The 21,190-nt window shown below is 55.8% G+C and carries 16 protein-coding genes; 4 read left to right on the top strand and 12 right to left on the bottom strand.

Annotation, left to right across the window (positions count from 1 at the left end; all coding sequences use genetic code 11):
* Positions 1–442: 442 nt before the first annotated feature.
* From Fuma_RS32645 to Fuma_RS32625, 5 genes are all read right to left on the bottom strand, one after another.
* A complete protein-coding gene (locus Fuma_RS32645) occupies positions 443–1,492 on the bottom strand; it encodes an alanine racemase (protein ID WP_077027808.1) in 1,050 nt (349 codons plus the stop codon).
* Between the two features lie 119 nt (positions 1,493–1,611).
* The gene (locus Fuma_RS32640) at positions 1,612–3,219 is read right to left on the bottom strand and encodes a hypothetical protein (RefSeq protein ID WP_145944499.1); all 1,608 of its coding nucleotides are present in this window, start codon (positions 3,217–3,219) and stop codon (positions 1,612–1,614) included.
* Between the two features lie 178 nt (positions 3,220–3,397).
* The gene (locus Fuma_RS32635; protein ID WP_077027806.1) at positions 3,398–6,742 is read right to left on the bottom strand and encodes a zinc-dependent metalloprotease; all 3,345 of its coding nucleotides are present in this window, start codon (positions 6,740–6,742) and stop codon (positions 3,398–3,400) included.
* Positions 6,743–7,025: 283 nt separating this feature from the next.
* Positions 7,026–8,372, bottom strand: a complete 1,347-nt coding sequence (locus Fuma_RS32630; RefSeq protein ID WP_077027805.1) for a site-2 protease family protein — start codon at positions 8,370–8,372, stop codon at positions 7,026–7,028.
* Positions 8,373–8,387: 15 nt separating this feature from the next.
* Positions 8,388–9,299 carry a leucine-rich repeat domain-containing protein gene (locus Fuma_RS32625; RefSeq protein ID WP_077027804.1) on the bottom strand — a complete coding sequence of 304 codons (912 nt, stop codon included), beginning with the start codon at positions 9,297–9,299 and terminating at the stop codon, positions 8,388–8,390.
* Between the two features lie 111 nt (positions 9,300–9,410).
* Here Fuma_RS32625 and Fuma_RS32620 point away from each other — a divergent pair, with 111 nt between their 5' ends.
* Entirely contained in the window at positions 9,411–9,857 is a 447-nt protein-coding gene (locus tag Fuma_RS32620; RefSeq protein ID WP_145944498.1) for a hypothetical protein, read from the top strand.
* Positions 9,858–10,168: 311 nt separating this feature from the next.
* On the opposite strand, the gene Fuma_RS32615 is transcribed toward Fuma_RS32620, so the two are convergent.
* Entirely contained in the window at positions 10,169–10,948 is a 780-nt protein-coding gene (locus Fuma_RS32615) for an SDR family oxidoreductase (protein WP_077027802.1), read from the bottom strand.
* Between the two features lie 665 nt (positions 10,949–11,613).
* On the opposite strand from Fuma_RS32615, the gene Fuma_RS32605 reads away from it, so the two are divergent.
* The gene (locus Fuma_RS32605) at positions 11,614–11,871 is read left to right on the top strand and encodes a hypothetical protein (RefSeq protein ID WP_077027800.1); all 258 of its coding nucleotides are present in this window, start codon (positions 11,614–11,616) and stop codon (positions 11,869–11,871) included.
* A gap of 425 nt (positions 11,872–12,296) precedes the next feature.
* On the opposite strand, the gene Fuma_RS32600 is transcribed toward Fuma_RS32605, so the two are convergent.
* From Fuma_RS32600 to Fuma_RS32585, 4 genes are all read right to left on the bottom strand, one after another.
* The gene (locus Fuma_RS32600) at positions 12,297–13,463 is read right to left on the bottom strand and encodes a sialidase family protein (RefSeq protein WP_077027799.1); all 1,167 of its coding nucleotides are present in this window, start codon (positions 13,461–13,463) and stop codon (positions 12,297–12,299) included.
* 170 nt (positions 13,464–13,633) lie between these two features.
* Positions 13,634–15,562, bottom strand: coding sequence for an ABC transporter permease (locus tag Fuma_RS32595; RefSeq protein WP_077027798.1), 1,929 nt, complete (start codon positions 15,560–15,562; stop codon positions 13,634–13,636).
* A 24-nt stretch (positions 15,563–15,586) separates the two neighbouring features.
* Positions 15,587–16,288 (bottom strand): lysophospholipid acyltransferase family protein, encoded by a 702-nt coding sequence (locus Fuma_RS32590; protein WP_077027797.1) that lies wholly within the window; start codon positions 16,286–16,288, stop codon positions 15,587–15,589.
* Entirely contained in the window at positions 16,285–16,995 is a 711-nt protein-coding gene (locus Fuma_RS32585) for an HAD family hydrolase (protein ID WP_077027796.1), read from the bottom strand. Before Fuma_RS32585 ends, Fuma_RS32590 begins: the two co-directional genes overlap by 4 nt.
* A 235-nt stretch (positions 16,996–17,230) precedes the next feature.
* On the opposite strand from Fuma_RS32585, the gene Fuma_RS36960 reads away from it, so the two are divergent.
* Positions 17,231–17,335: a 50S ribosomal protein bL37 gene (locus Fuma_RS36960; protein WP_414655185.1), complete on the top strand. Its 105-nt coding sequence runs from the start codon at positions 17,231–17,233 to the stop codon at positions 17,333–17,335.
* Positions 17,336–17,957: 622 nt separating this feature from the next.
* Entirely contained in the window at positions 17,958–18,950 is a 993-nt protein-coding gene (locus tag Fuma_RS32580; protein WP_077027795.1) for a DUF1573 domain-containing protein, read from the top strand.
* A gap of 64 nt (positions 18,951–19,014) precedes the next feature.
* Here Fuma_RS32580 and Fuma_RS32575 read toward each other — a convergent pair whose 3' ends face one another.
* Positions 19,015–20,472 carry a COG3014 family protein gene (locus Fuma_RS32575; protein WP_077027794.1) on the bottom strand — a complete coding sequence of 486 codons (1,458 nt, stop codon included), beginning with the start codon at positions 20,470–20,472 and terminating at the stop codon, positions 19,015–19,017.
* A 36-nt stretch (positions 20,473–20,508) separates the two neighbouring features.
* A complete protein-coding gene (locus tag Fuma_RS32570) occupies positions 20,509–21,177 on the bottom strand; it encodes a penicillin-binding protein activator LpoB (protein WP_077027793.1) in 669 nt (222 codons plus the stop codon).
* Positions 21,178–21,190 lie beyond the last annotated feature (13 nt).

Here is a 21,190-nt window from a genome sequence, read left to right as displayed (position 1 = left end):
TACGTCTCAATCTAAAACTCGCCCTTAAATACCATCAGAACAAAATGGTAACTGGGGCGTCTTGTGCAACCTCATCTTAGTCGCTGCGTCACCGAAAAGGTGAACGATTTTAGGCCGCCCGTTACCAGACAGCTGATGTGCCGTCAGCCAGACCGCGCGAAAGTCAGTTCCAGTCATCGGTGAGCCACGAGACCACTTTACCTTTTATTGTGGCCGGTTTGGGTTCGTGGAGAACATCCTTCATCGTCCGACACGCTTGTTCCGCGGCCACAAGTCAGCGAAATTCGCTGTAAGCATCATTTGCTGCTCAAGAGATTCTGTCATCCGCGGGGCACTCAACCTGCGGCGACGCCAGCAGGAATCGAATCTGGCTTTAATATTGGACTCCAGCCACGGGGGTTGTTCGATGCCAGTCTAATTACGCGCAGACGCCGCACGATCATCACGCCCGCCGAATGACGGGCCATGTGCCGATCTTTTCTCCGCTGCGATAGATTTGAATATCGCGATGCATCAGAATTGAGTGGTCCGAATAGCCGACGGCAAATTCCACCGGGTCGCCGATTTTCAGATCGCGAGCCGGTCCTTCCAACGACACAACCGTGTGTTCAGCGCTGAGCCATTCGATTGTTGCGCCGGGTTGGTTCAGTAGTTCGGGCGGGCAGACTGCCGGGTTCATCGCCTTTCGGCCGCAGTTGATCACCGCTTGAGTCAGCGAGGGACGCGAAACCACTTCGGCTGGTACCGTGAGTGCCGGTGTCACACCTTCGAGGTTACAAAGACTTGTATAAAACGGGTCCCCGAATGCGCCGCCGCCCGCCTGAAGTTCTGTGACCGCTTCATGCTGGCCGGTAATCCAGAACGAACCGCTGCCCCCCGCGCTGACGATGTCGCATGTCAGATCTTCGTCAAGCATAGCGTCTCGCGTTTGCTGCAGCATGTTCATGGCTTCGAAGATGGCGGTCTTTTTTTCAGCGGCATCCGACATTGTCAGTAAGTGACCTTCGTACCCCATAATGCCAATCACTGAAACGCCGGGCAGGGCGTTCGCCGCCTTTGCCAGTTGAGTCGCATCGACTCGCGGTCGCACGCCCGTGCGATGCATACCGATGTCAACATCGACCAGCACGTTGAATTCCACGCCGTTGCGAGCGGCCGCTTTGGAATATCGTTCTGCATGTACGAAATGGTCAATCGTTACTAACAGTTGAAGCTTCTGCGCCGCGGCGGCCAGGCGGTCCAGGTCTATATCCGTGACGGCAAGGTGAGCCAGCAACGCAGACGGAATTCCGGCTTCGGCCATAACTTCCACTTCTGCCACGTTGGCGGCGGTCACTCCGCACGCACCAAGGTCGATCATCGTTTGAGCGATGCGCGGCTGGCTGTGAGCTTTGATGTGGGGACGCCACATCTTGCCAAGCGACGCAATTTCTTCCGAAATGCGTTTCGCGTTGCGTTCCAGGACATCGAGATCAAGGCGAAGTTCAGACATGTTTATTCCAATCTGGATTAGCAGTTAGTTGAGAGTTGTTTGTTACAAAGTAGGTCTTGAGAGCGACCTTTGGGGCATTACCAATGTGGGCACTAAAACAGTCTATGGCGCTCGATTCATCAGAAAAGAAATCCGCTGACCTGCGACACCACCACCAGGCACAAAAGCAGTTGTACCAACAGAAGTCGTTGCCACTGTGAAGACTGGTCTGGTCGCGGCTGATGTCGCAGCCAAAGGCCAACCGCGATCAGCAGCCATGGCGTGAGAAAGCACCACAGTCGAGCTGCTTCGCCCTGGTTCTTTCCGGACAGCCACAGAACCGCAATCGTTACCATCGCGGCGGCACAGAACGCTTCGGCTGATTTCAAACCGGCCGAATGACGACGAATCAAAGCGACCGCGCTGTGCCGGAAAGCGAGTACGGCTGCCACAAAGACGGGCAACCCGACGGCGAACGCGAGTTCCGCTGGATTGACCAGTAGCCACTTTCCGTAGGTCCGTGAATGCTGGCCATAGAAAGCTTCATGATTGGTTAGGTTCCATTTCCAGATGCCGAAGATGTCGCAGTTGGCCCAGCGACTAAAGATCAGCGCCGCAACGACTGTTGTCGCCAGCATCAAAATCATTCGAGACGCATCCGCCAGCAACGCTGCCCCGCGCGTCCGGATCGCATGAAACGCGACATAAGCCCCCAACAACGCGATCACAGGTAGGTGGGCAAGGCTAAGCGTCAAGCCAACAAACAGCGTCATTCCCGCCAGCACGGCGCACGCTCCTGATTTCCAATGACTTCGGAGCGGCACGGCAAGCGCCAGCACAATCGTGCACGTCAACGGAAACAGCAGGTCAGACTTTGGCAGAAAAATCGCAAGACAAGGCAGCGTGGGCCACAGGCAAGTGACCATCCACGCCGTTTGTCGCCCCACCAACCAGTTGGACAAAACCGCCAGCGGAATGATCGTCAGCACAACAGCCAACGTGGAAAGCAGGCTTAGCAACTGCAGCGCGGCTAATTGCGTTGGTAGAAGTTTTGGACCAAATCGGGCTTCGGATTCGACATATCGGAAGGCGTCCGCCTGCGTTTGAGAACGGATCGTTTCGAGGCATGTCACCATCAGCGGCGAAGATTCACAAGCGGTCAGGCACGCTTTGGCCAGCAAAAACAGGCCCGGCGGATGAGTGCCCACGTGCAACACGTCTCCTTGCTGCATGCGTTCTTCGTATTCCTCAAGAAACGCGTCCACAGAATCCATGTGGAATGCCGCCTCCAGAAAATAGCCCGACGATCCCGGATCATACAACACCCACAGTGGCTTCACGTCACGATGGATCATCGGCGCACTGTGCTGCGCCGCGAGAAGCCAGCAATACGCGGCAGCCATCAAAACCATATACAAACCGGACAGCTTTATTAAGCCGCCAGCAGGAAGTGGACGACGAGTACCTTCCCCGTTATCAGCAAACGCGGTATCTCCTGAAAACGCTTGAAGTGCCGATTCACTGTCATCTGTGACGTTGGCGTCATCCCCCTGCGATTCCGCAATCCAGGCAACGATTCGGCGTCTGCCCCACGCGGCAACAACGTAATAGAACAGTCCGACCAGCACGGCAGGAGCAATACGATCGGCAAGATCGTAAGCGCCCTGAAACCAGACGTGCCGCGTCCAGGTCCATTCGCCGGCAACGCCCAGCGGCAGAGTGGACGCCGTGACAACAGTCGTCGTCACAGCGATGCAAGCGATCAGGGTTCTGGAAGAAAGCGGTTTCACGTTCAGTCTGACGTACGGATGCAGATATTGGGTGCCGCAGCATAGTCGTTCCGCCTGCAGAAGCCGAACGCAAACGGCCCTTCGAGAAAGTCAATATCTCGAAGGGCCGTTGGTTGAAAACGCCTGCTAAGCGAACTTAATTCGCAGGCTTCGGTTGCTCGTTACCGAACAGGAACATCAGAGCCCCTCCCGCTCCCCCGCCGCTGCCGGGGTTGAGGATGTAGTCGGCGTCCAAAGCCTTCTCAATGCGAGTCTTCGCCTGAGACAGGTGTGCGGCCGTGTACGCGTCGTGCTTATCGGCAGCCGAACCCTGAGCGTTGTCGATCTTGCGAACGATCTGCTTCAGGTTTTCTGCCGCCAGCATCGAGATCGCTCGCGAAGCCGCATTAGAACCGCCACCGGGCAGCGTCAAATCGATCAGCCGTTCCAGGTGTTCACGTTGCAGGTTGCGACGCAGGCTGGAGATCATTGGCTTACGCGGCGTAAACTTGCCGTTCGCCTTTTCGTCCAGCTCATTCCACACTTCGGCCGATACCGTTTCGAGCAGTTCCGGCAGGGTGAGGCTGTCCTGATCTCGCGGAACACGAGCTTCGTTGTCGTAGACTCGCTTCAACGTCGTGGGGTTCATCAGCATCGTTAAAGCAGAAGACTGGATGCCCATGATGCGGTCATGAATCGGCCACGTCGCTTCGCTGCTAAACGAAGAACGGTCGTCCATCCACTTATCCAGGCCCATGGACTGAGTCAGTTCCGTCGACAAGCCGAATGCTTTGTCGTTGAAGGAATTCTGAACAACAAATGCCAGAGCAGCTCGCTGCTGATCAACCGGAACAACTTCCACCGGCTTGCGACCGTTTGGATCGCCCTTTTTATCGCGATGCACGAATGCTCCGCCGACCCAGTTCGCCATCATAGAAACCACTCGGGTTTGCAGCGACAGAGTCAGTTCGTAACCGTAGCGAACTCGATCCCAGCTATCACCGTCTTCAACGAAGTCGGTCAGCAGCCGATCGCGATGATGTTTAGCCAGCACCATCTGATTTTCTGCGTAATCCAGCGGGTTCTTACTGAAGTCATAGCGGCGAGCCAACGGGTCTGGTCCGCCGGTGTCTTCGTCTGTACCGAACGTCAGTTCAGGTTCTGCAACGCGAGCGAGCACTTTCTTCGTGTCACCGAACGTGTAACCATATTCGATGGCCCAGAAATCGTACGGACCGATGCCCGTCATACAGTAATCGCCCTGCACACCGCCTTTTTTGGCGTTAATGTTGACGCCAATGTAGTCCATCACAGAACCAGCCTGCTGCTTTTTACCCTTGACGTCTTCACTGTTGATTTCGTCAAACGAGTAGATGCTGGAGGCCTTGAAGTTGTGACGCAGGCCCAGCGTGTGGCCAACTTCGTGAGCGACAAGGTGAGCGACCAGGGGTCCGACAAACGATTCCGGCATACCATCGAGCTGTTGTTCAGACGGCTTCTTATCCTTGTCGTCATCTTTCTTTTCGTCTTTGTCCTTGTCCTTATCTTCTCTTTTTTCGTCCTTGTCTGAATCTGCATCTGCCTTCGGCTTGTCGCCACCGGCCTTTTCATCGTCAGACTTTTTGGCCGGATCAGGGTGCGGCGAATTGTCCGATGGCGCGGCAACTTTTGCGGCAGACCATTTGCCCGCTGTTGTCTTGCCTTCGCCAGTCATAACAGTCCATGCGCCAGCGAGCTCTTTGCCGTCGAGCTTACCTGCCAATTTCACTTCAACTTTGGGTTCCGGTGTCAGAGTCGCCAGAAATTCGTTGCTGTCTTCTTTGAAGGAAGGATTCTGCAACGGGACTTCCTGGCCGCCGAAAGTGGCAGAACCGGAAAGAACCTTGTCGTCACCGTACTGCAGATTCAACTCGAACGGCATGGAATCCATCGGGAGACCGACGGCCATGAGTCCTCCAACCGTTCCCTTCCAACCGCCATGAATCGCGTGTGCAGGAGTCGCGGCAGAAAAATCCGGCAGCCCGTTGGCCAAAGTCATCTGCATCAACGCCAAATCGAACGACATACCTTCAGCGGCCAGACACATGCCGTTAATCTGGCTGGTGCGGCCCACAAGCCCGTCATAGATATCGTCGCCAATCATCGATGTGTCAACGTTGCCAATCGCATGACCGGCGAACGCGTTGCGACTTTCCAAAGCAATCTGTGCCGCGATCATATTGCGTTGCGAAGGAGCAGCCAGACGCAGTCGTGGATCCCAGCTCGGATGTTCGGCCAGCCACGCCAGCGTTTCCGGTCCGAAACCTTCCATCGCAATTTTCGGAAGCTGTTCGTTGAACTGCTTTTGATAGTGACGAATCCAGCCATCGGTCAGAATGATGTCCGCATCCAGAATCTGGCCGGTCATCGGGTTCACTCGACTTGGCCCAATCGCCGTGCCAACGTCATTGTTCAACCAGCGTACAAAGTTGTAGTTCACATCTTCCGGGTCTTTGTCCATATGAGCGCCGGAAGTGGCGTCCTGATAGTAGACTTCGATCGCGTCTGAGATACCTACTTTTTCGAATGCTTTGTTCCACGACAGAATGCCGTCTTTCACCCAACGACGATACCGCACAGGCGTCGTGTGTTCGATGTAAAAGACGATAGGATTCTTCGGCGGACTAAGCTGTAGCTTGGGATCCGCTTTTTCGAGGTGCCAGCGATTGATGTAGCGAACTCGAGTCTCCTGGTCGTTGTATTTCGCCAGGTCAGAATAGCTGGTCGTAAAAAAGCCGACTCGCTGATCGGCTTTGCGTGGCTTATAACCGGTTGAAGCGGGGATCTCACTGATTGAATAGTGCAGCTTCTTCAGCGTGCCGTCAGGACCTGGAACTTCAAACGCAATTTCGACGTTTTCCTTGAATGCTTTCGACGTGGCAATCGAAAAGATACCGTAGCGTGCCTGAGTGCCAATCATCCCGTCGCCGCTCATATCACGCGAGAACAGGCGACTGGAATTCGACACAAGCATTTGGTCGATGTCGATTACGGGGCCGCCACCGGGACCGATAGTCGCGATCGGTACATCCAGCACGAGTCTGTCGGTAAACAGACGCTTTACAGAAGACGCCGCTTCTTTGTCGCCGGTCGCTCGGGTTTCTGTGTTGGGCTCGATCAACGCCAGCCGTTTATCGTAGCGGCGCCAGTAGACATACTTGTCGGCGTTGTGCAGCCCGGCGTACGGTCCGCCACTGGCAACCGTCATCGCCATGTAGTACTTCTTGGTGGCGAATGTTCGCGGCAACTCTGCATACATCTGGCCATCTTTGGTCCGCACGTACAACGTGTACATCGGAGTGATGTTGGCCTTTGTGACAACCTTCGTAAACCCGTCCAACACTTTGGCGTGCGGCGGAAAATCGCTCGCACTACCGGAACTTTGAGCCTTCGCCAACTCGCCGATCGCGACGGACATCGCCACCGCAATCACGCACGTCAAAGTCTTCTTAACGCTTTGCATTCCACACCTTTCCTGCAACACAGGCTTTTGAAAGCTTCTGAATCTCGAATTGACAGCGACCGATCTTCACCAAACTGTGAGCCAGCACCGAACCTACCGCTTAGCCAAACCTAACCATTCTACCCCGCCCAGGGTGAATTAGAAGTTGGGTTAAACAGAAAGACAAGTTAGATGGCAAAGACAGGGGGCCAGTCCAGTTCAGGCGAAATAACCGCTGATGAGCAGAAAACGAGCAGCGATCGCCAGTCCGGCACGCTCTTCGTTGTCATAAAACTCACCGCAATCAGCCATTCTTTCCGGACCGGACCAAATTCGACCCGTCGTTTATAGCGCCGTGAGAACGCCTGATCAAGGTTTGCCAGGCACGGTTCTGACTGTTTTGCGGCGAGATGCGAACCCCTCTGCGGTTTCCCGCAACACCGTCGCGCGGCGCATCTTTTTGCATCACCCCAGGCGGTTCCAACCCCGGACGCTTTTCGGCCACAATGATCGGCTGCAGCGTGAAACCGATCAGTAGAAATGCCAGTGTCGCCCAACCAATGACATGGCGAATCGCGCCCAGAGGCACAGTGTCGTCGGCCGTCGGCGGATGGCGGGGCCCGGTGAGCGTCAACAGGATCAACAGCAGGATGTACGAATACATGTCCATCCGAATCATGCCATATACAGCCACCACAATCAGGCCCCACGCCACGAAGTGAGCTTTCCGGCCGATCAGCGTGTACAGAATGTGCCCGCCATCAAGCTGACCGATCGGCAGCAGGTTCATCGCGGTGATAAACACCCCCACCCAGCCAGCCGTTGCGTAGCCGTTCCAGTGAAAGGTCATGCCGGCTTCCGGCGGGCCGTGAATCGCTTCGATCAGCCATTCAATCAGCAGCGGTTGTCCGAATGCAAATCCGCGCGGCATCACTTCCGACGTGTATCCGGACGATTGAATGCCGAAGTACAGGATCGGAATGGTCGCGACCAGCCCGGCCAGCGGGCCCGTCACTGCGATGTCGAACATCTTCTTCCGATCCGCCGCACCTCGTCCCTGCAGAATGACGGCTCCCATCGTCCCCAGCGGCGGCAGTGGCAGCGGAATGAAATACGGAAACGACGCTGGTACTCGATAACGTACGGCCTGCAGATAGTGTCCCATTTCGTGGCACAGCAAGATCGCCATCAACGGAATACTGTACGTGCATCCCATTCTGATCGATTGCCAGAATCGATCCACCAGCGTCGGCGTACCTTCTGTTGGCCAAGTGCGTTCGAAGTGCTCCAGCAGCGTTTGCTGCGTTTCGACGTTGAAGAAGCCCGGCAGAATATCCAACGGCCAATAATCGGCTCCGACCAGCGTGGTGCTCAGCAACGTCAACAGAAACAAGATCAACGACGTACGATACTGGCGCAACTTGCGACGTCGAAAGGCCTCCTGTGCCAGCCGCTGTTGAGTTTCAAACGACAACTTTGCCAAAGCCTCCTCTTCGGCACACGGCATGCGACCTGTTGTGAACTCACGAACGGCAGGCACGCCCGCCGTGCCCGGATTTCGAGTCACCTCGAACGGATGACCAGTGCTCTCATCGCGGCCTTGCGAAGGCGACGACGCATCGTCGCCGAATGGATTTTCCGTATCAGACACGTGGATTACCTGACCTTACTCCGCATCATTTTCTGCTTCCGCCGGTTCAGGAGCGTCTGGCGACGGCGGTGCCGCAGAAGGCTTCGGTGTCGGCGGTGGACTCTTCAACCGTACGGTGACGCCCGCTGTTTTCAAGGCCTGAATCTGTTGCTCAGAGTCCTCAGCCAGCGGGTTGCCTTCCAGATAAACTCGCCAATACGGAGCGAACTCACGATCGTTATCCCGCGCGGCCATCTCGGCCAGCGGCGTGATATCAGCAACTTTGTTGTCAGACAAAAACGTCCAACGAAGTCGCTTCAATGATTTTAATGGCGTGATATCAACCACCTCATTCTTTCGGACATCCAGCGACGCCAGGCTTTTCAGGGTCGACACGGCAGATAGATCCGCCACTTTGTTTCCCGCGAGATACAACGAATGCAGTCGCATCCTGTTTTTTAGTGGACTGATGTCGGCGATGCGATTGCTGCTGGCGAACAACGAAGTCAGCCCATCCATCGATTTCACGCAATCGATTTTCTGCACGGCGTTGCCTTCGATGTTGAGGTAACGCAATTCCTCCAGCGACTTCAGCGGTTCGATGGACGCAATTTGATTCGACGACAGGTCCAGAGATTTCATCTTCACGCACGCCGCCAAAGGAGTGACGTCTTTGATCTTGTTGTCGTCCAGACGAACTTCCTGCAGCTCCACGCAGTGTTCCAGCCCGGCCAGATCGGCGATATTTCGACCGCGGCCATTTAGATAGTTGATCGTCGCAAGATCTTCCGCTTCCAGAGTTTCCTTGTCGACACCTTTACGTTTCAAAATCTGCTGCAACACGTCCTTGAGTGCCGCGTCCGGAACGTTGACCTCGTCGGCGCAGGCGGGTTGAAGGTACGTGGCTGTGACAACGGAAATCAGTATGATGTGAAGTAGTCGTTTCATGGTGATGGTGCGACGTGTGATGGATGACGGACCTTCCAGGGAAACCCGAAGCCTAACAGACCGAGCGCCCCCTGTGAAAACGCGATGTGTGAATTTATGAGGTCGAATCGCGTGATTGAACTTCCTCGCCCATTGCCATCGGCCAAAGACTACCTGCCCGATTGGTCAACAAACCGCTTCGTCGTGTTTGAACCGACCAATCTCTGGACACCCGCAATCTCGGCCGAGGTGCACGAACGACTGGCTGTGACTGATCCGCAAACTCGAGCCACCCCAGTCTTTGAAGCGTGCCATGCCGCGCGAGACGTCATCATGCTGGCCGAAGTTCGCAGCACCGTCGGCTTCGTCCTGTTCCTGACAGGCCTCGAACGCGAATGTCTGGGCATCCTCGGCCGGTTGGCTCGCCTGCCACGCCAGCGACCGATTCTAATCGTCGCCGAGTCCGCCCACCGCGACCTGCTGCCCGTGTTGTTGGAAGCTGGTGCAAACGCCGTGCTCTTCGACGTCAAAGACGACGTCTCAATCGCCGACTGGTGCCTGCGGTTTCTGGCCAACTAAGAACGCCGAACAGCTTGTGCCGTTGATGGATCAGGAGTCAATCGTGGACGCCTGAAATTCAACCTCCCCCAGGCGAAGCCGTTGGGGGGAGGTCAGACGAGCGAAGCAACGTCCGGGAGGGGGCCGTGCGAACGGAAAGCCTGTGAGCAGAAACGCGCTTCACGCGCTGGATGCCCCTCCCCCGATCTTGCTTCGCTCGATCGACCCCTCCCACAATAAATTGCGGGAGGGGTATTCGTTAAGAATTGCATCGGCCGCCGGCGCGATTGGCGGCAACACGTCACTTGTTTTCTTGCCAGGTAAAACCAGCGCTACGACGGCGCGCCGGCCTTGCTGGCGATTTCCATTTCGGCCGACATGTCACGGGGAATCGTGGGCGACACGACGATTTCTTCAATCACCGTTCGAACCGGCAACGTTGCGGCAAGGTGGATACAGCGAGCCACGTCTTCCGGCTGCATCATGATCTTTCGAGCCTCATCGTCGGGCGGAGCGGGGCGGCCATCCAGAATCGGCGTGTTGACTTCCGCCGGTATAATCGCGGTTGCTCGAATGCCGGAAGCTCGCAATTCGCTGTTCAGTCCATTGGAAAAATTAAGCGACGCCGCCTTGGCCGCCGAATACGGCGACCCGCCCAGCACGCCCGGCTTCAATGCGGCCATCGAAGATGTCGTGATGATGGTGCCTTCACCGCGCGACAGCATGTCGGGCAGGCAAGCCTGAGTCAGCCGGTAGACGGCTTCCACGTTCACCTTGAAAACCGCCTCCCATTCGTCCGGCTGTACATATTTGACAGACCGCACCTTCGAAGAAAAGCCCGCGTTGTTAACCAGAATGTCAACCTGGCCGAACGTCTTCAACGTGAATTCAGCCACGCCTGCGGCCTGCTCGCCATCAACCAGATCGGCTGGATGAGCGACCGCTTCACCACCAGCGTCGGTAATTTCTTTAACAACGGAATTCAACGGCTCCGCTCGCCGGCCAACCAGCACAACCTTCGCTCCATCTGCCGCCAGCAGTTTCGCGGCCGCACGCCCGATCCCCGTACCAGCCCCGGTCACAATCGCCACTTTGTTCTTCAGACAACCCATGATTCACTTTCGATAAGAGTCATGCCCCGACTGCGAATAGGCGGCGCTTGACGAAAAAAATTAATACGCAGATGTAAGGCCGCAAGTATAGCGGAGCCCTCCGATTGTTTCTCCGCTTGAGGAACAAAACATGATCAGTCTGTGAGGCCAGTTCGGACAGGACCAGCTTCCGTCCGCCGTGGCGCACAACAAAACCAGCAAGGCTGATGCGAAGTGAGCTACGATTCCAAACTGCTGCACATCGGGAACCCAGCCATTTTCAACAAGCGATTTGCCACGGTAATATTTGTGTCAGCAGAGGCCGACCGATAAATTAATAAGGTGCGGTATACATTGGAATGCCCGCGGTCACGTACATTGCGATTCATTTTGGCACAGGAGGCGTCATGTCATCAGTCCGCATGGTCGGCGGTGTAATACTTCTCCACCTCGCCACGCTCAAGGTGGTCGGGCTCGCTGTTTTACTCTGGCAAGGTTCGCCTGATCGCACAACACAATGGCTCGTTAAGCAATCCGTCTACGCAGTCGCGTTCGCATCGATCGGGTTCGGACTTGTTAGACCTCGTGATGTCTCCAGCAGCAACGACACACCAACAGGCAGGTAAATCAGGCAGGGGCTTGACCTACAATCCTGAAATCAAACTCACTCCGACGAAAGGGATAAGATGAACCCATTCAAGACTCGGCCGCAGGCCATTGCATTTATGTGCGTGAGCGCATCCGTCGTCCTTGCGTGCCTTGCCTCGATCGTTGTTGCGGACGTCTTTATGCCGGACAACCTGGCTGGACAAAAAGGTGTAGCGACCTTTTATCGTTGCTTCACACCGATGATCGTCGTCTGGTCGGTCCTCGGCGTTTGGGCGTACCTCAGCATGCCGGAACGCGCTTCCCAGAAATCACCTGCGACTAGCGCTGGCGTGTGATTTTGTTTTGGAGGGGGGCACGTGTCTACTTTCTCGCAATGTTCGTTCCAAAGGGGAATGCCGTTCAGAGCCCGGAGGGCGGTACAGGACCTGCCGGTGGCGTCAGCCACCGGATAAAGGAACCCTGCTCAGCAAGCCCGGAGGGCGACACAATCGACAGCAAGTCCAGGCATGCGTCGCCCTCCAGGCTATGGCACTCGCTCTCACTCACTCGGTGGCTCACGCCACCGGCAATTCTTGTTTCGCCCTCCGGGCTGCGTTCTCGGTGGGCTGCCACCCACGGCTACGTGCTTCGGCCCCGTTCTGGTCAATCGCAAACGAACGCAATGCCGCAGTATCCTGCCAGAGTAGGCTTCCGCCGCGACATACAACCAAGCAGCGAAGTCAGGCAGGAGCCTGACCTACGATTCGGGGATCCGGATCCGTCAATCTTCCTTCGCTGCTTCGTACAGCCACTTCACTGGGAAGCGAGTGATCTGCAGTGAGTTCAGACGCGGGTACTCGCAGTGCCCCAGCACGACGTGATCACCGGCAAATTGCATCGCTGTGTAGCAGTACCAGCCATCCGGATCCGTGCCGATATTTTTGACATGCTTCCACGTGGCTCCATCGTCGCTGGAAATGGCCGCAGTGAACGGGCGACGGCCGATGGGTTTCGCTTTGGCCGCTGGATCGTCACCGTTGTTCCACACCAACAGCAGGTCTCCCGTTGATGGAATGCGTTCGATGGTTGCCGGAGACGGAGTGGGTTGAGGGATATTGGATTTCTTTAACTTTGACCACGTCTCACCGCCGTCTTCAGAATACGTAACAACCTCGCAATCGCGGCTGCGGCAGAACATCATGAGGCGCCCGTCCTTAAGCTCCACCACACCTGGTTCCTGCACCAACAATTCTGATTCCAGAGTGCTGCGGCTGGCTCGCCAGGTTTCCCCGGCGTCGTCCGACAGGTAGCAGTGGATCTGAGCGGAAGGACGCATCGTCTTCCAGCCGGGCAGGTAATGAGTTGCCACGGGCACGACCAATCGACCGCTCTTTAGCTGGATCACTCGGTCGTTGTTCAAAACGCGATACGCGGGCTCATCCTTTGGAGTCATATAAACCGGGCTGGACCATGTCTTGCCTTCATCCGTGCTTGTGCGCATCAGCAGGTGGTCCAGATATTCGTATCCAACGCCAGCCGGATTGGGGTACTTCATTATGTAGAACAGCGCGATGCGGTCGTCCTGCAGTCGCAGCAGCGAGACCGACATCAGATTCGCTTCACCTTCTTCGCGAGCCAACACTTCAACGTCATCTGTCGTCCACGTTTTCCCGCCATCAGAAGAATACCGAGCCGCGAGGTCGGCAGGAGCATGATCACCTTTGCCGATAAACTTCGTGTAAATCAGCATCAGGCGACCATCCTTCAGCTGAATGAAATCGCCTTCACTGTTGCGGCCGTTGCCCGGTCGCGGAGAAATGCGCAAGGGCTTCTCAACCCCCGGTGCCACGCCCTGAGGCGGCCTGTCCTGGGCGACGGTAAGCGACGCGGTGCCGGCCAGGCAAACGATGGCAGCGGCGAACGTGCGAAGTAAACTACAAAGTGGCATGAGAAGATTCCTGACAGGCTGGACGTAAGAACGCGGAGGGTCAAGGTAGGATTAAGGAGGGTGTCAACAGAACGAATTCTGGCGAATTGCCGCGCGTCATGACAGCCAACAGAATGAAATCTGCAATAGTTGGAATTCAGAAGTCAGACTGCGGTGCGTATCGCGTTGAGCTACGTCAACGCTTTCGTAGCGTGTTCCGGACGGTTCAGCAGTTTCGGTAAACGCCGCAACAGGACAGTTCGAAGCGCCAGGGCAAGACTGCCGTAGATTGCAAAATTCGTCAGCACGACCAGCCAGTCAGAAGGCGGAAACGAACCTCGACGGTAGACGTAGTAGAGTTCATGGATCTCATTCATGCACACAATAATTGCGGGGCTACTGAAGAAAAAAAGCGGCGTGCTGTCCGGATCGGCATCTGTCCAAAACAGGTATCCCAGGCATGTCATCATCGGGACAAGGCATAGAGCGATCACGCAGAGCACGCTGGCCAGAAGTGCTTTCATCTGTGTGTTCAGTTTCAAGCCCCAGTAAATGGCAATCCACTTCGCCAGGTTCAGGTAGATAAACGCGGAACCGACAATGCACGTCAGAAACAGGCATCCGTGCCAGAACCACACAAACTGGCCTGGGATCAACCGAGTTCGATTTCTTAGAGCCCCACGTCCAGTGACGCCGCCGATTGTCCATTCGGGATAGCCATAATCGATATCGGCGTTGAGCATGTTGATCACGCCGAGCACGAACAGCGGGACGAGCAGCAACACGATCAGTCGATTGACTCCCGCCAACTTTTGCCGCAGCAATTCAGTGTTCGTCAGCGGAGCAACCAGCAGCGAATCAAGCGTCTGCCGTTCTCGTTCTGTCGCGAACAATCGGCAACTGAAACCAAGCACAAGCAGCACGGCGACGATCAGCAGTCCGATCGAAACGACGGCCGAAATTTCTTCTGTGTCATGCTGCTGGTTGGCCATCCACGATAGTTCGAACAACAACAGTCCGGCCAAGCAGGAAACCTGAAGCATTCGACTGCTGACCAGCTTGCCCCGTAGTTCTCGCCAGGCAATCGGCCGTCCTCGCTGCAACAGCCATGATTGCTGCAGCGTCGTTTCATGAGCCTGCCGGGCAGAATCTTCGCACCGTGATTCCATACGTGGATCCGGCTGAAGCGAAGCAGGAGATGCGACCGGCTTCGCTGCTTCCACTTCCGGCATCGGCTGATTGGGCCACACGATCGTCAGCGACCGAGGTCGATTTTCCCACAGCTGCCGCAACCAGTGGGCGACTTCCTTTCTGACCACGTTTGCCTGTTTCGCAAACGCAAACGCGCTTCCGAAACTGAACTTCACAACTGCCCAGCGAGCGGCAAAGGCAAACACTATCGTGACAATAAAATTGGGAAGCGTCAGTAACAAGATGTCGCTGTAACTTTGCCCCGTGTTCATCAATATCGCGAGTTGGTAGATCGGGAAGAACATGAATTCTTCATCGGGCAGACTTCCAAAGTCGATCCGAATCAAATGAAACTCTCGCATCATTGGCAACGTAAAATACAGTAGCCCCAGCAGCAGATACGTACCCCAAAACGCGGCGATGCCGGATTCAAACAAAGCCGAACAAAACACGGCGATGGTCGTCACCTGCAGAATTGTTGAGAACAAAATGAACAGGCCGACCAATGTGTGAGTGAACGTGACACCGCCAAACAGGTAAGCGACCGCAAACAAGGGAGCCGACACCAGCAGCAGCGACACCAGCGGTAACATTCGCGACGCAATCTTCTCCACCACAATGGACGTGGGAGTCAGCTTGGAAACGATCAACAGGCCCAGCGTTTGCTTTTCTTTTTCCGACGTAATGGCTGTGCACGCCATGATCGGGTTCAACACATAGATCGTCAGAATCAGTGTGATGAACAACGCTTCCGTGATCTGGTTGCCGCGTCCCAGCATCTGCAACATGTTGGCGGCGTAGGTGGTGAGATCGATGTAAGCAATCAGAAACACGATCAGGAACACAAGCCAGACAAGGCACCGCAGCCCGTACGTCCGCTTTCGCTGAGCGAGTTCGATCAGTTCGCGTTTGAACAGCGAAAGTTCCATGCCTCGCCTTTTCAGTTTTCAGTCTTAGCCGTCACCCTTAGCAGCGCAACGATATGCGTCCAGCACTTGTTGACGCATCATTTCGGCCATCGCTTTGTCATCGCCACTATTATTCAGAATCGACCGCTCTTCGTCAGTCAACGGTTCGCCGTAAACCACGGTGACTTTCGCCGGCCGCACAAACCATGCTCCTTTGGGCAGCACTTTATCGGCCCCCACAATCGCCACGGGGTAAACGGGCAAATCAGTTCGCCGCACCAACGACAGAAACCCGGGGCGGAATTTTTGTGGTTCGCCGGCCGATCGAGTTCCTTCGGGGTAAATTCCGACAAGGAAGCCTCGCTCGAGTCTTTCCAGTGCGGCTCGAATACTGCTACCACGAAACGCGGTGCGACTGATCGGGATCACAAATGTGCTGCGACATAGCCACCCCAGCATCGGCACCTTGAACAGCGAATCGCGAGCCAGATACGACACCGGCCGCGTCAGCCGAACGCCCACGAATAATGGGTCCAGGTAGCTCTGGTGGTTCACCAACAACACGCCGCCCCGCGTCGGGTCGAGATGCTCGCGCCCGATCACGCGTGTCCGACACCAAAACCGCAGAGGAAGGTAAACGAGGACGTGGACCAGCAGCCATACCCAGTTTCGACGATCACGCCGCTGCGCAGTGACGGTTGAATCGGGCTCCACTGCCGATTGTGGCTCAACTGATTCCAGCGTCATAGCAATTCGAGAATTCTTTGAGTCGTGTGGTCTGTATCAGAAAAGTCCTCGAACACATGATCGGGAGCGTGCGGTCGAAGTTCATCGACCGTGTACGTGCCGGTTGCCACAGCGACCGCGGTGGCATCGATCGCTCGAGCACACTGGATATCGGCCGGCGTGTCACCGATGACCATCGTGTCCACACCTGCCAGTCTTCGCTTTACGTAAGTCGACGCAGTCGTTAGGGCAAACCGAGCCACGTCGTCTCGTTCGGCATGATCATCGCCAAATCCGCCATGCTTAAAGTTCAATCCGTCGCGGCGAAAGTAGTCGTCCAATTGAAAGTGCCGCAACTTGATCCAGGCTCCTTCGGCATAATTCCCGGTCAGCAGCGACAACGTGACGTGTTTCTCGCCCGCGAGCTGTTCCAGCAACTCCCGAACACAGGGCAATAGCCGCCCAGGCGAATCGGATAGCGCGTCGGGCAGATGAGCCAGATAAGCGTCACGGAACCGACGACGATTGGCGTCTGAGTTCTCAACACCGTGGCGCTGAAAAATCTCGTCTGTGATGCCACGATCGGTCCGGCCGGCGGTCAGGACGCCTTCGAACGGGAAGTCCACCTGAAACCCCTCAACCAGCGCCAAACCCAACGCTCGCTGACCGGCTCCGCCCGTGTGCAGCAGTGTGCCGTCGATATCAAAAAAAACGATTTTCTGTGTCATGTATGGTGCCGGGGCGCTATAAAACTGTGCGAGAATTCAAGAAACCGAGAAGGTTGGGGCTTTCCGCAGCGACCTGCCGTCGATACTGTACCGTGCTGCTGACGAGAATTCTCCGCGGTTCGGAGGTCTCGTCCGATAAACTGGCAGGCTGATCGACTTACCAAACCGGCCGAATATCCTGAAAAATCCGAGAGCTGCACGGCTCTACCACTATTTATCATAGCGACAAATTCCGATGGCCAAGACCAATCGAAAACTTACCAAAGCCAATCACGGTCGGCGACCTGCCAGCTCAAAAGCTCGCAAACTGAAGCGACGCCACGTGAAGCTGTCTCGCTAGTCTGCACGCAACTCGGGCGGTAGGCAGGAACACGCAAGTCGTTCCACACCAAGAACTTCGGAAATCAAACGCACGAAGTCCTGCCCACTGGTTGCTGGCCCGAAAACGGACCGTCCGCTAGCTTCGTCTGTGTCCAAGCTTTGAGTTCTTCCCAAACAGCGCCCTCTGCTGCGCGAAATCGTTGCCACACTCAGGGGTTCCGGCCGCCGTAGGCAGAGACGCCACGCCCGGCCGACCGCCGCGCTACCGAAAAATAGACAAACTGCGTAACGCTGCGCGAATATTCGCTCAATCCGGAACATGGGTGTTCTTCAGCATGTTTTGTGTTGTCGGAAAGTCCGAAATGCTACAGATTCGGGTTCGATAAGGCTTCGAGTCTTCAAAATTCAGGGGATCGTGGCTGCTGCAGAATCATCTTTCACGCGTCGCATGAAACGCGCCGATGCTGCATTGCATCAGGGCCAACCAGAGTTGGGAATGACAGGCTGCAGAAAAACGTGTGGCGAAGAGACTGTTCTTTCCGGCGGTAGATGTAGATAATCCCTCCTCCTGAGCCACACTCCGGACTCTCTCGCATTTTCAACTTTCAGAAAACGCCCTAACGGCGAATGTGGGTATCGAAATGAACGCTATCACTCGACCAATTCTGTTCGCACTCTTTGTTTCTGCATGCACTGGAACGGCCACGGCTGACCCGTGGGCCGAGCAAATGGTCGAATCGAAAAAGATCGACTTCGGCGTCATCGCGACCGGTTCTGAAGCGAAGAAGTTTGTTGAAATCACGAACGTGCACAATGATATAGTGCACATTGCCAGCGTCAGTACCACCTGCGGTTGCTCAGCCGCGACTGCCGGCAAGCAGACTCTGCAACCCGGCGAAAAGACTTCAATCGAAGTCAAAATGAACACTCAGAAGTTCCAACGCCGCAAAGACTCAAAACTGATCGTCAAGTTCGACAGCCCGCGCTACACAGAAGTTCGCATCCCAATCACTGCCTACATTCGAACCGATGTCGTATTCAAGCCAGGCTACATTGGCTTCGGCGATGTCGAAGTAGGAAACGAAGGCAAAGCCGTGATCGTCATTGAATACGCAGGACGACCAGATTGGGACATTAAGGACATCAAGATCGCGAATAAGAACCTGAAAGGCGTTCTTAGTGCCCCCGAACGCAACGGCGGGCTGCTAAAGCACACGCTGACAATGACGCTTAGCAAAGACGCCAAACCTGGCCGCCTGCGAGACGTCGTGACAATCGTCACAAACGATGTCAAAAACCCTTACGTCCCGTTGATGGTGGAAGGTGTCGTCGTTCCTGACTTCTCCGTCACTCCAGCAACCGTTGCTGTGCGACCAATGGCACCTGGACAGACGGCTCGCGTGCAGGTCGTGGTCAAAGGCAAGAAACCGTTCCAGATCAAGACGGTTGACTGTGCGGGAATGGAAGATTGTTTCAAAGCCACACTGGTACCTCGCGAGCAAAAAGTTCACGTAGTGCCAATCGAATTCAACGCTCCTGATCGTCCGGGTCGATTTGATGAAGAATTGGTCGTACAGATTGACGGCCGTCCGGAACCGCTGCGGTTTCACGTGACTGGAACGATTACCAATTAGAGTTCCACGACAAGCAATCCTGGGTGCACTTCGAAGCCGGGCTTTCCCCAAAGCCAGGCTTCTTTTATTTTGATGTCACAATCACCTGCTCGCCGGATTTGTCCGACGGTCGGAAGCACAGGATGAACGTGTTGCGACCGTCTTCAACGTGGACTCGAACTGTCTGAGTCGATGCGGAAGTCGGTAGGTGGCGAAATGCCAGAATGGTGGAGCTACCGATTTCGACATCATGGTCGCCTGCAGGAAGCGACGCCTGAGCGACTTCAATGCGTTCCGGCAGTAGATGGACGTGGCGGGTGTCAGCTTTCTCCAAAGCCTCCCACGCGATGCCTCCCAGATTTAGCAGAAGGTCAGCACCGCTGTCGCCCGTGATCGCCAGTTGATCCTTGGCCGCGTAAACAGCCCCCTTCTTCACAATGCGGCGAGCCACCGCCCGCGCCAGTTGCTGGTCGCGATTGTGTTCGTAAGAAGCCCACGCAACCTGATTGAGGTCGACAATCGTTTTTGCTGTCAGACGCATTCCTTTTTCGTCAGGACCTGGAAAACGAACTTCCGTAGAGAACGGATGCAGACGCCCTCGATGAACGGGTCTCGCGATTTTCACTGGAGCGATCGTTGGCGGAACGGAATGATCCCCCACGGCACTCAGAATTTGATCCGCCAGCAGCAGAGCAGCCGACGTGGGAGCAGCCGTTTCGGACGTCCAATTAGTCACACGCCCGGCAAACACGATCACATGAACCGTGCCGTGCCCCTTCGATGTTTGAGTCCCGAATTCGGTCATGACAACAGGATTTTGAAGCTGCTGTGTAGCGCTCACAGCAACAGCATCCGGCTGCCAATATGCCACTTGCTGCAACGCACGGTTGGTGACGTCGCTGTCCATCGCGTTTTCGGAATGCACAACTGCCGATAGATATGCAGACAGTGCGTTGGCAGCCAGTCGTTCCGGCGGCGGTGGCGGAGTCGCTGGCAGCACTGAGGAACTCGGTACGGTGGCGGTCGGCGCGGTCGAATCCGAATGCGACACGGCGACGACTTCGCCACCAGTGCTATTTTCCGCCAGCGTTGCGCCTTCGTCGGCAACGTGGTTCATAACCTGAGTCGCATAGGCGAATGCATCGCCGCGATCGTTCATCAAACTGGATAGGACCAGCAGGTTGTCCACCATCCGTTGTTCGAATTCGCGACCAGCCCACGCGATGGCTTTATCGTCAGTGAGGACCGCCTGAGTCTGTTCACGCACGTCCTTTTGACGCAGGAAATCCATCTGCTCCCGAGTTTTTCGGAGCAGCGTTTCGCTTGACGCCGCATCACCAGCCATTAGCGCAGCGATGCCGCGATCGACCGCGATGATCTCCAATTCTGCGCCGCGTTTTTCGGCAGCCAGCGTCAATGCTTCGACGGCTTGTTGCGGTTTACCTTCGTCAAATCGAGCAATAGCGGCAAGCTGCTGTTTCGCAGCCGTTTGGCAGCCGCAGAAGAACACGCATAGCGCCAATCCAGCGACGTGTAACGGCATTCTCGCGTTCGCTACGTGGGCAATTCTTTGCATGCCTTACCGACCGTAATGACGCAACTCGCCGAGTTTCGATTTGTGATATCCCTTGCGCAGCGTCGCTGATTCTTTCAGTGCTTCGCCGGAGTGGACGTCCAGCAACTCAAGCGTCAACAGGTAGTCACGCTGGTAGTCTTTGTTGCTTCGAGTCGTCCCGGATGTAATTTGAGCGAACAGCAGAAAGTCGAACGGCTGGTCAGCTCGTTCCAGCGCGGCCTGAAGTTCTCGTTGTTTGGCCGGTAGAACCAAGAGGTCAGGGCGGCAGCGGCATTCCGCCATCGCCGCTTCGACGTAGCGGCGGCTGATCATCCGGAAGTGATCCGCCTGCCCGATTTGAGAATCAATGTGCTCGTAGATTTGCTCTCGGAAATCTCCGATGGGTTCGCTGCTTTTGTTTTCAACACCGACAAAGCAGACCTTGCGAACCGGTAGTCCGCCTGGTTCGGTGTAAGACACAGTCTGCACGTCCATGCAGGCTCGCCCAAGCATCTTGGCAACGGCTTCGTTGATCAGCGGCTTCCATGTTTCAGCCCCCGCTTCGTGGCTGCCGACCATGTCCTCGTCATTCTTCGTCAGCACATGAGCATGCTGGCGGCCCCGGCAACCGGGCAGACACACAATGGCTGTCAGAGACAGCATCACGACAATACAGGCGGACGTCTTATTCATAGTTCGATCCATC

Origin of the sequence: Fuerstiella marisgermanici, from assembly GCF_001983935.1 — a bacterium.
In the GTDB taxonomy this organism is placed as follows: Bacteria; Planctomycetota; Planctomycetia; order Planctomycetales; family Planctomycetaceae; genus Fuerstiella; species Fuerstiella marisgermanici.
The sequence above is the reverse complement of the archived record's forward strand: the minus strand, read 5'-3'. Positions and strand labels throughout refer to the sequence as shown.

Coding starts and splice junctions, on each gene's coding strand:
- Fuma_RS32645 (WP_077027808.1), bottom strand. CDS start 1,492: ATGTCTGAACTTCGCCTTGATCTCGATGTCCTGGAACGCAACGCGAAA.
- Fuma_RS32635 (WP_077027806.1), bottom strand. CDS start 6,742: ATGCAAAGCGTTAAGAAGACTTTGACGTGCGTGATTGCGGTGGCGATG.
- Fuma_RS32625 (WP_077027804.1), bottom strand. CDS start 9,299: ATGAAACGACTACTTCACATCATACTGATTTCCGTTGTCACAGCCACG.
- Fuma_RS32615 (WP_077027802.1), bottom strand. CDS start 10,948: ATGGGTTGTCTGAAGAACAAAGTGGCGATTGTGACCGGGGCTGGTACG.
- Fuma_RS32605 (WP_077027800.1), top strand. CDS start 11,614: ATGAACCCATTCAAGACTCGGCCGCAGGCCATTGCATTTATGTGCGTG.
- Fuma_RS32600 (WP_077027799.1), bottom strand. CDS start 13,463: ATGCCACTTTGTAGTTTACTTCGCACGTTCGCCGCTGCCATCGTTTGC.
- Fuma_RS32595 (WP_077027798.1), bottom strand. CDS start 15,562: ATGGAACTTTCGCTGTTCAAACGCGAACTGATCGAACTCGCTCAGCGA.
- Fuma_RS32590 (WP_077027797.1), bottom strand. CDS start 16,288: ATGACGCTGGAATCAGTTGAGCCACAATCGGCAGTGGAGCCCGATTCA.
- Fuma_RS32585 (WP_077027796.1), bottom strand. CDS start 16,995: ATGACACAGAAAATCGTTTTTTTTGATATCGACGGCACACTGCTGCAC.
- Fuma_RS36960 (WP_414655185.1), top strand. CDS start 17,231: ATGGCCAAGACCAATCGAAAACTTACCAAAGCCAATCACGGTCGGCGA.
- Fuma_RS32580 (WP_077027795.1), top strand. CDS start 17,958: ATGAACGCTATCACTCGACCAATTCTGTTCGCACTCTTTGTTTCTGCA.
- Fuma_RS32575 (WP_077027794.1), bottom strand. CDS start 20,472: ATGCCGTTACACGTCGCTGGATTGGCGCTATGCGTGTTCTTCTGCGGC.
- Fuma_RS32570 (WP_077027793.1), bottom strand. CDS start 21,177: ATGAATAAGACGTCCGCCTGTATTGTCGTGATGCTGTCTCTGACAGCC.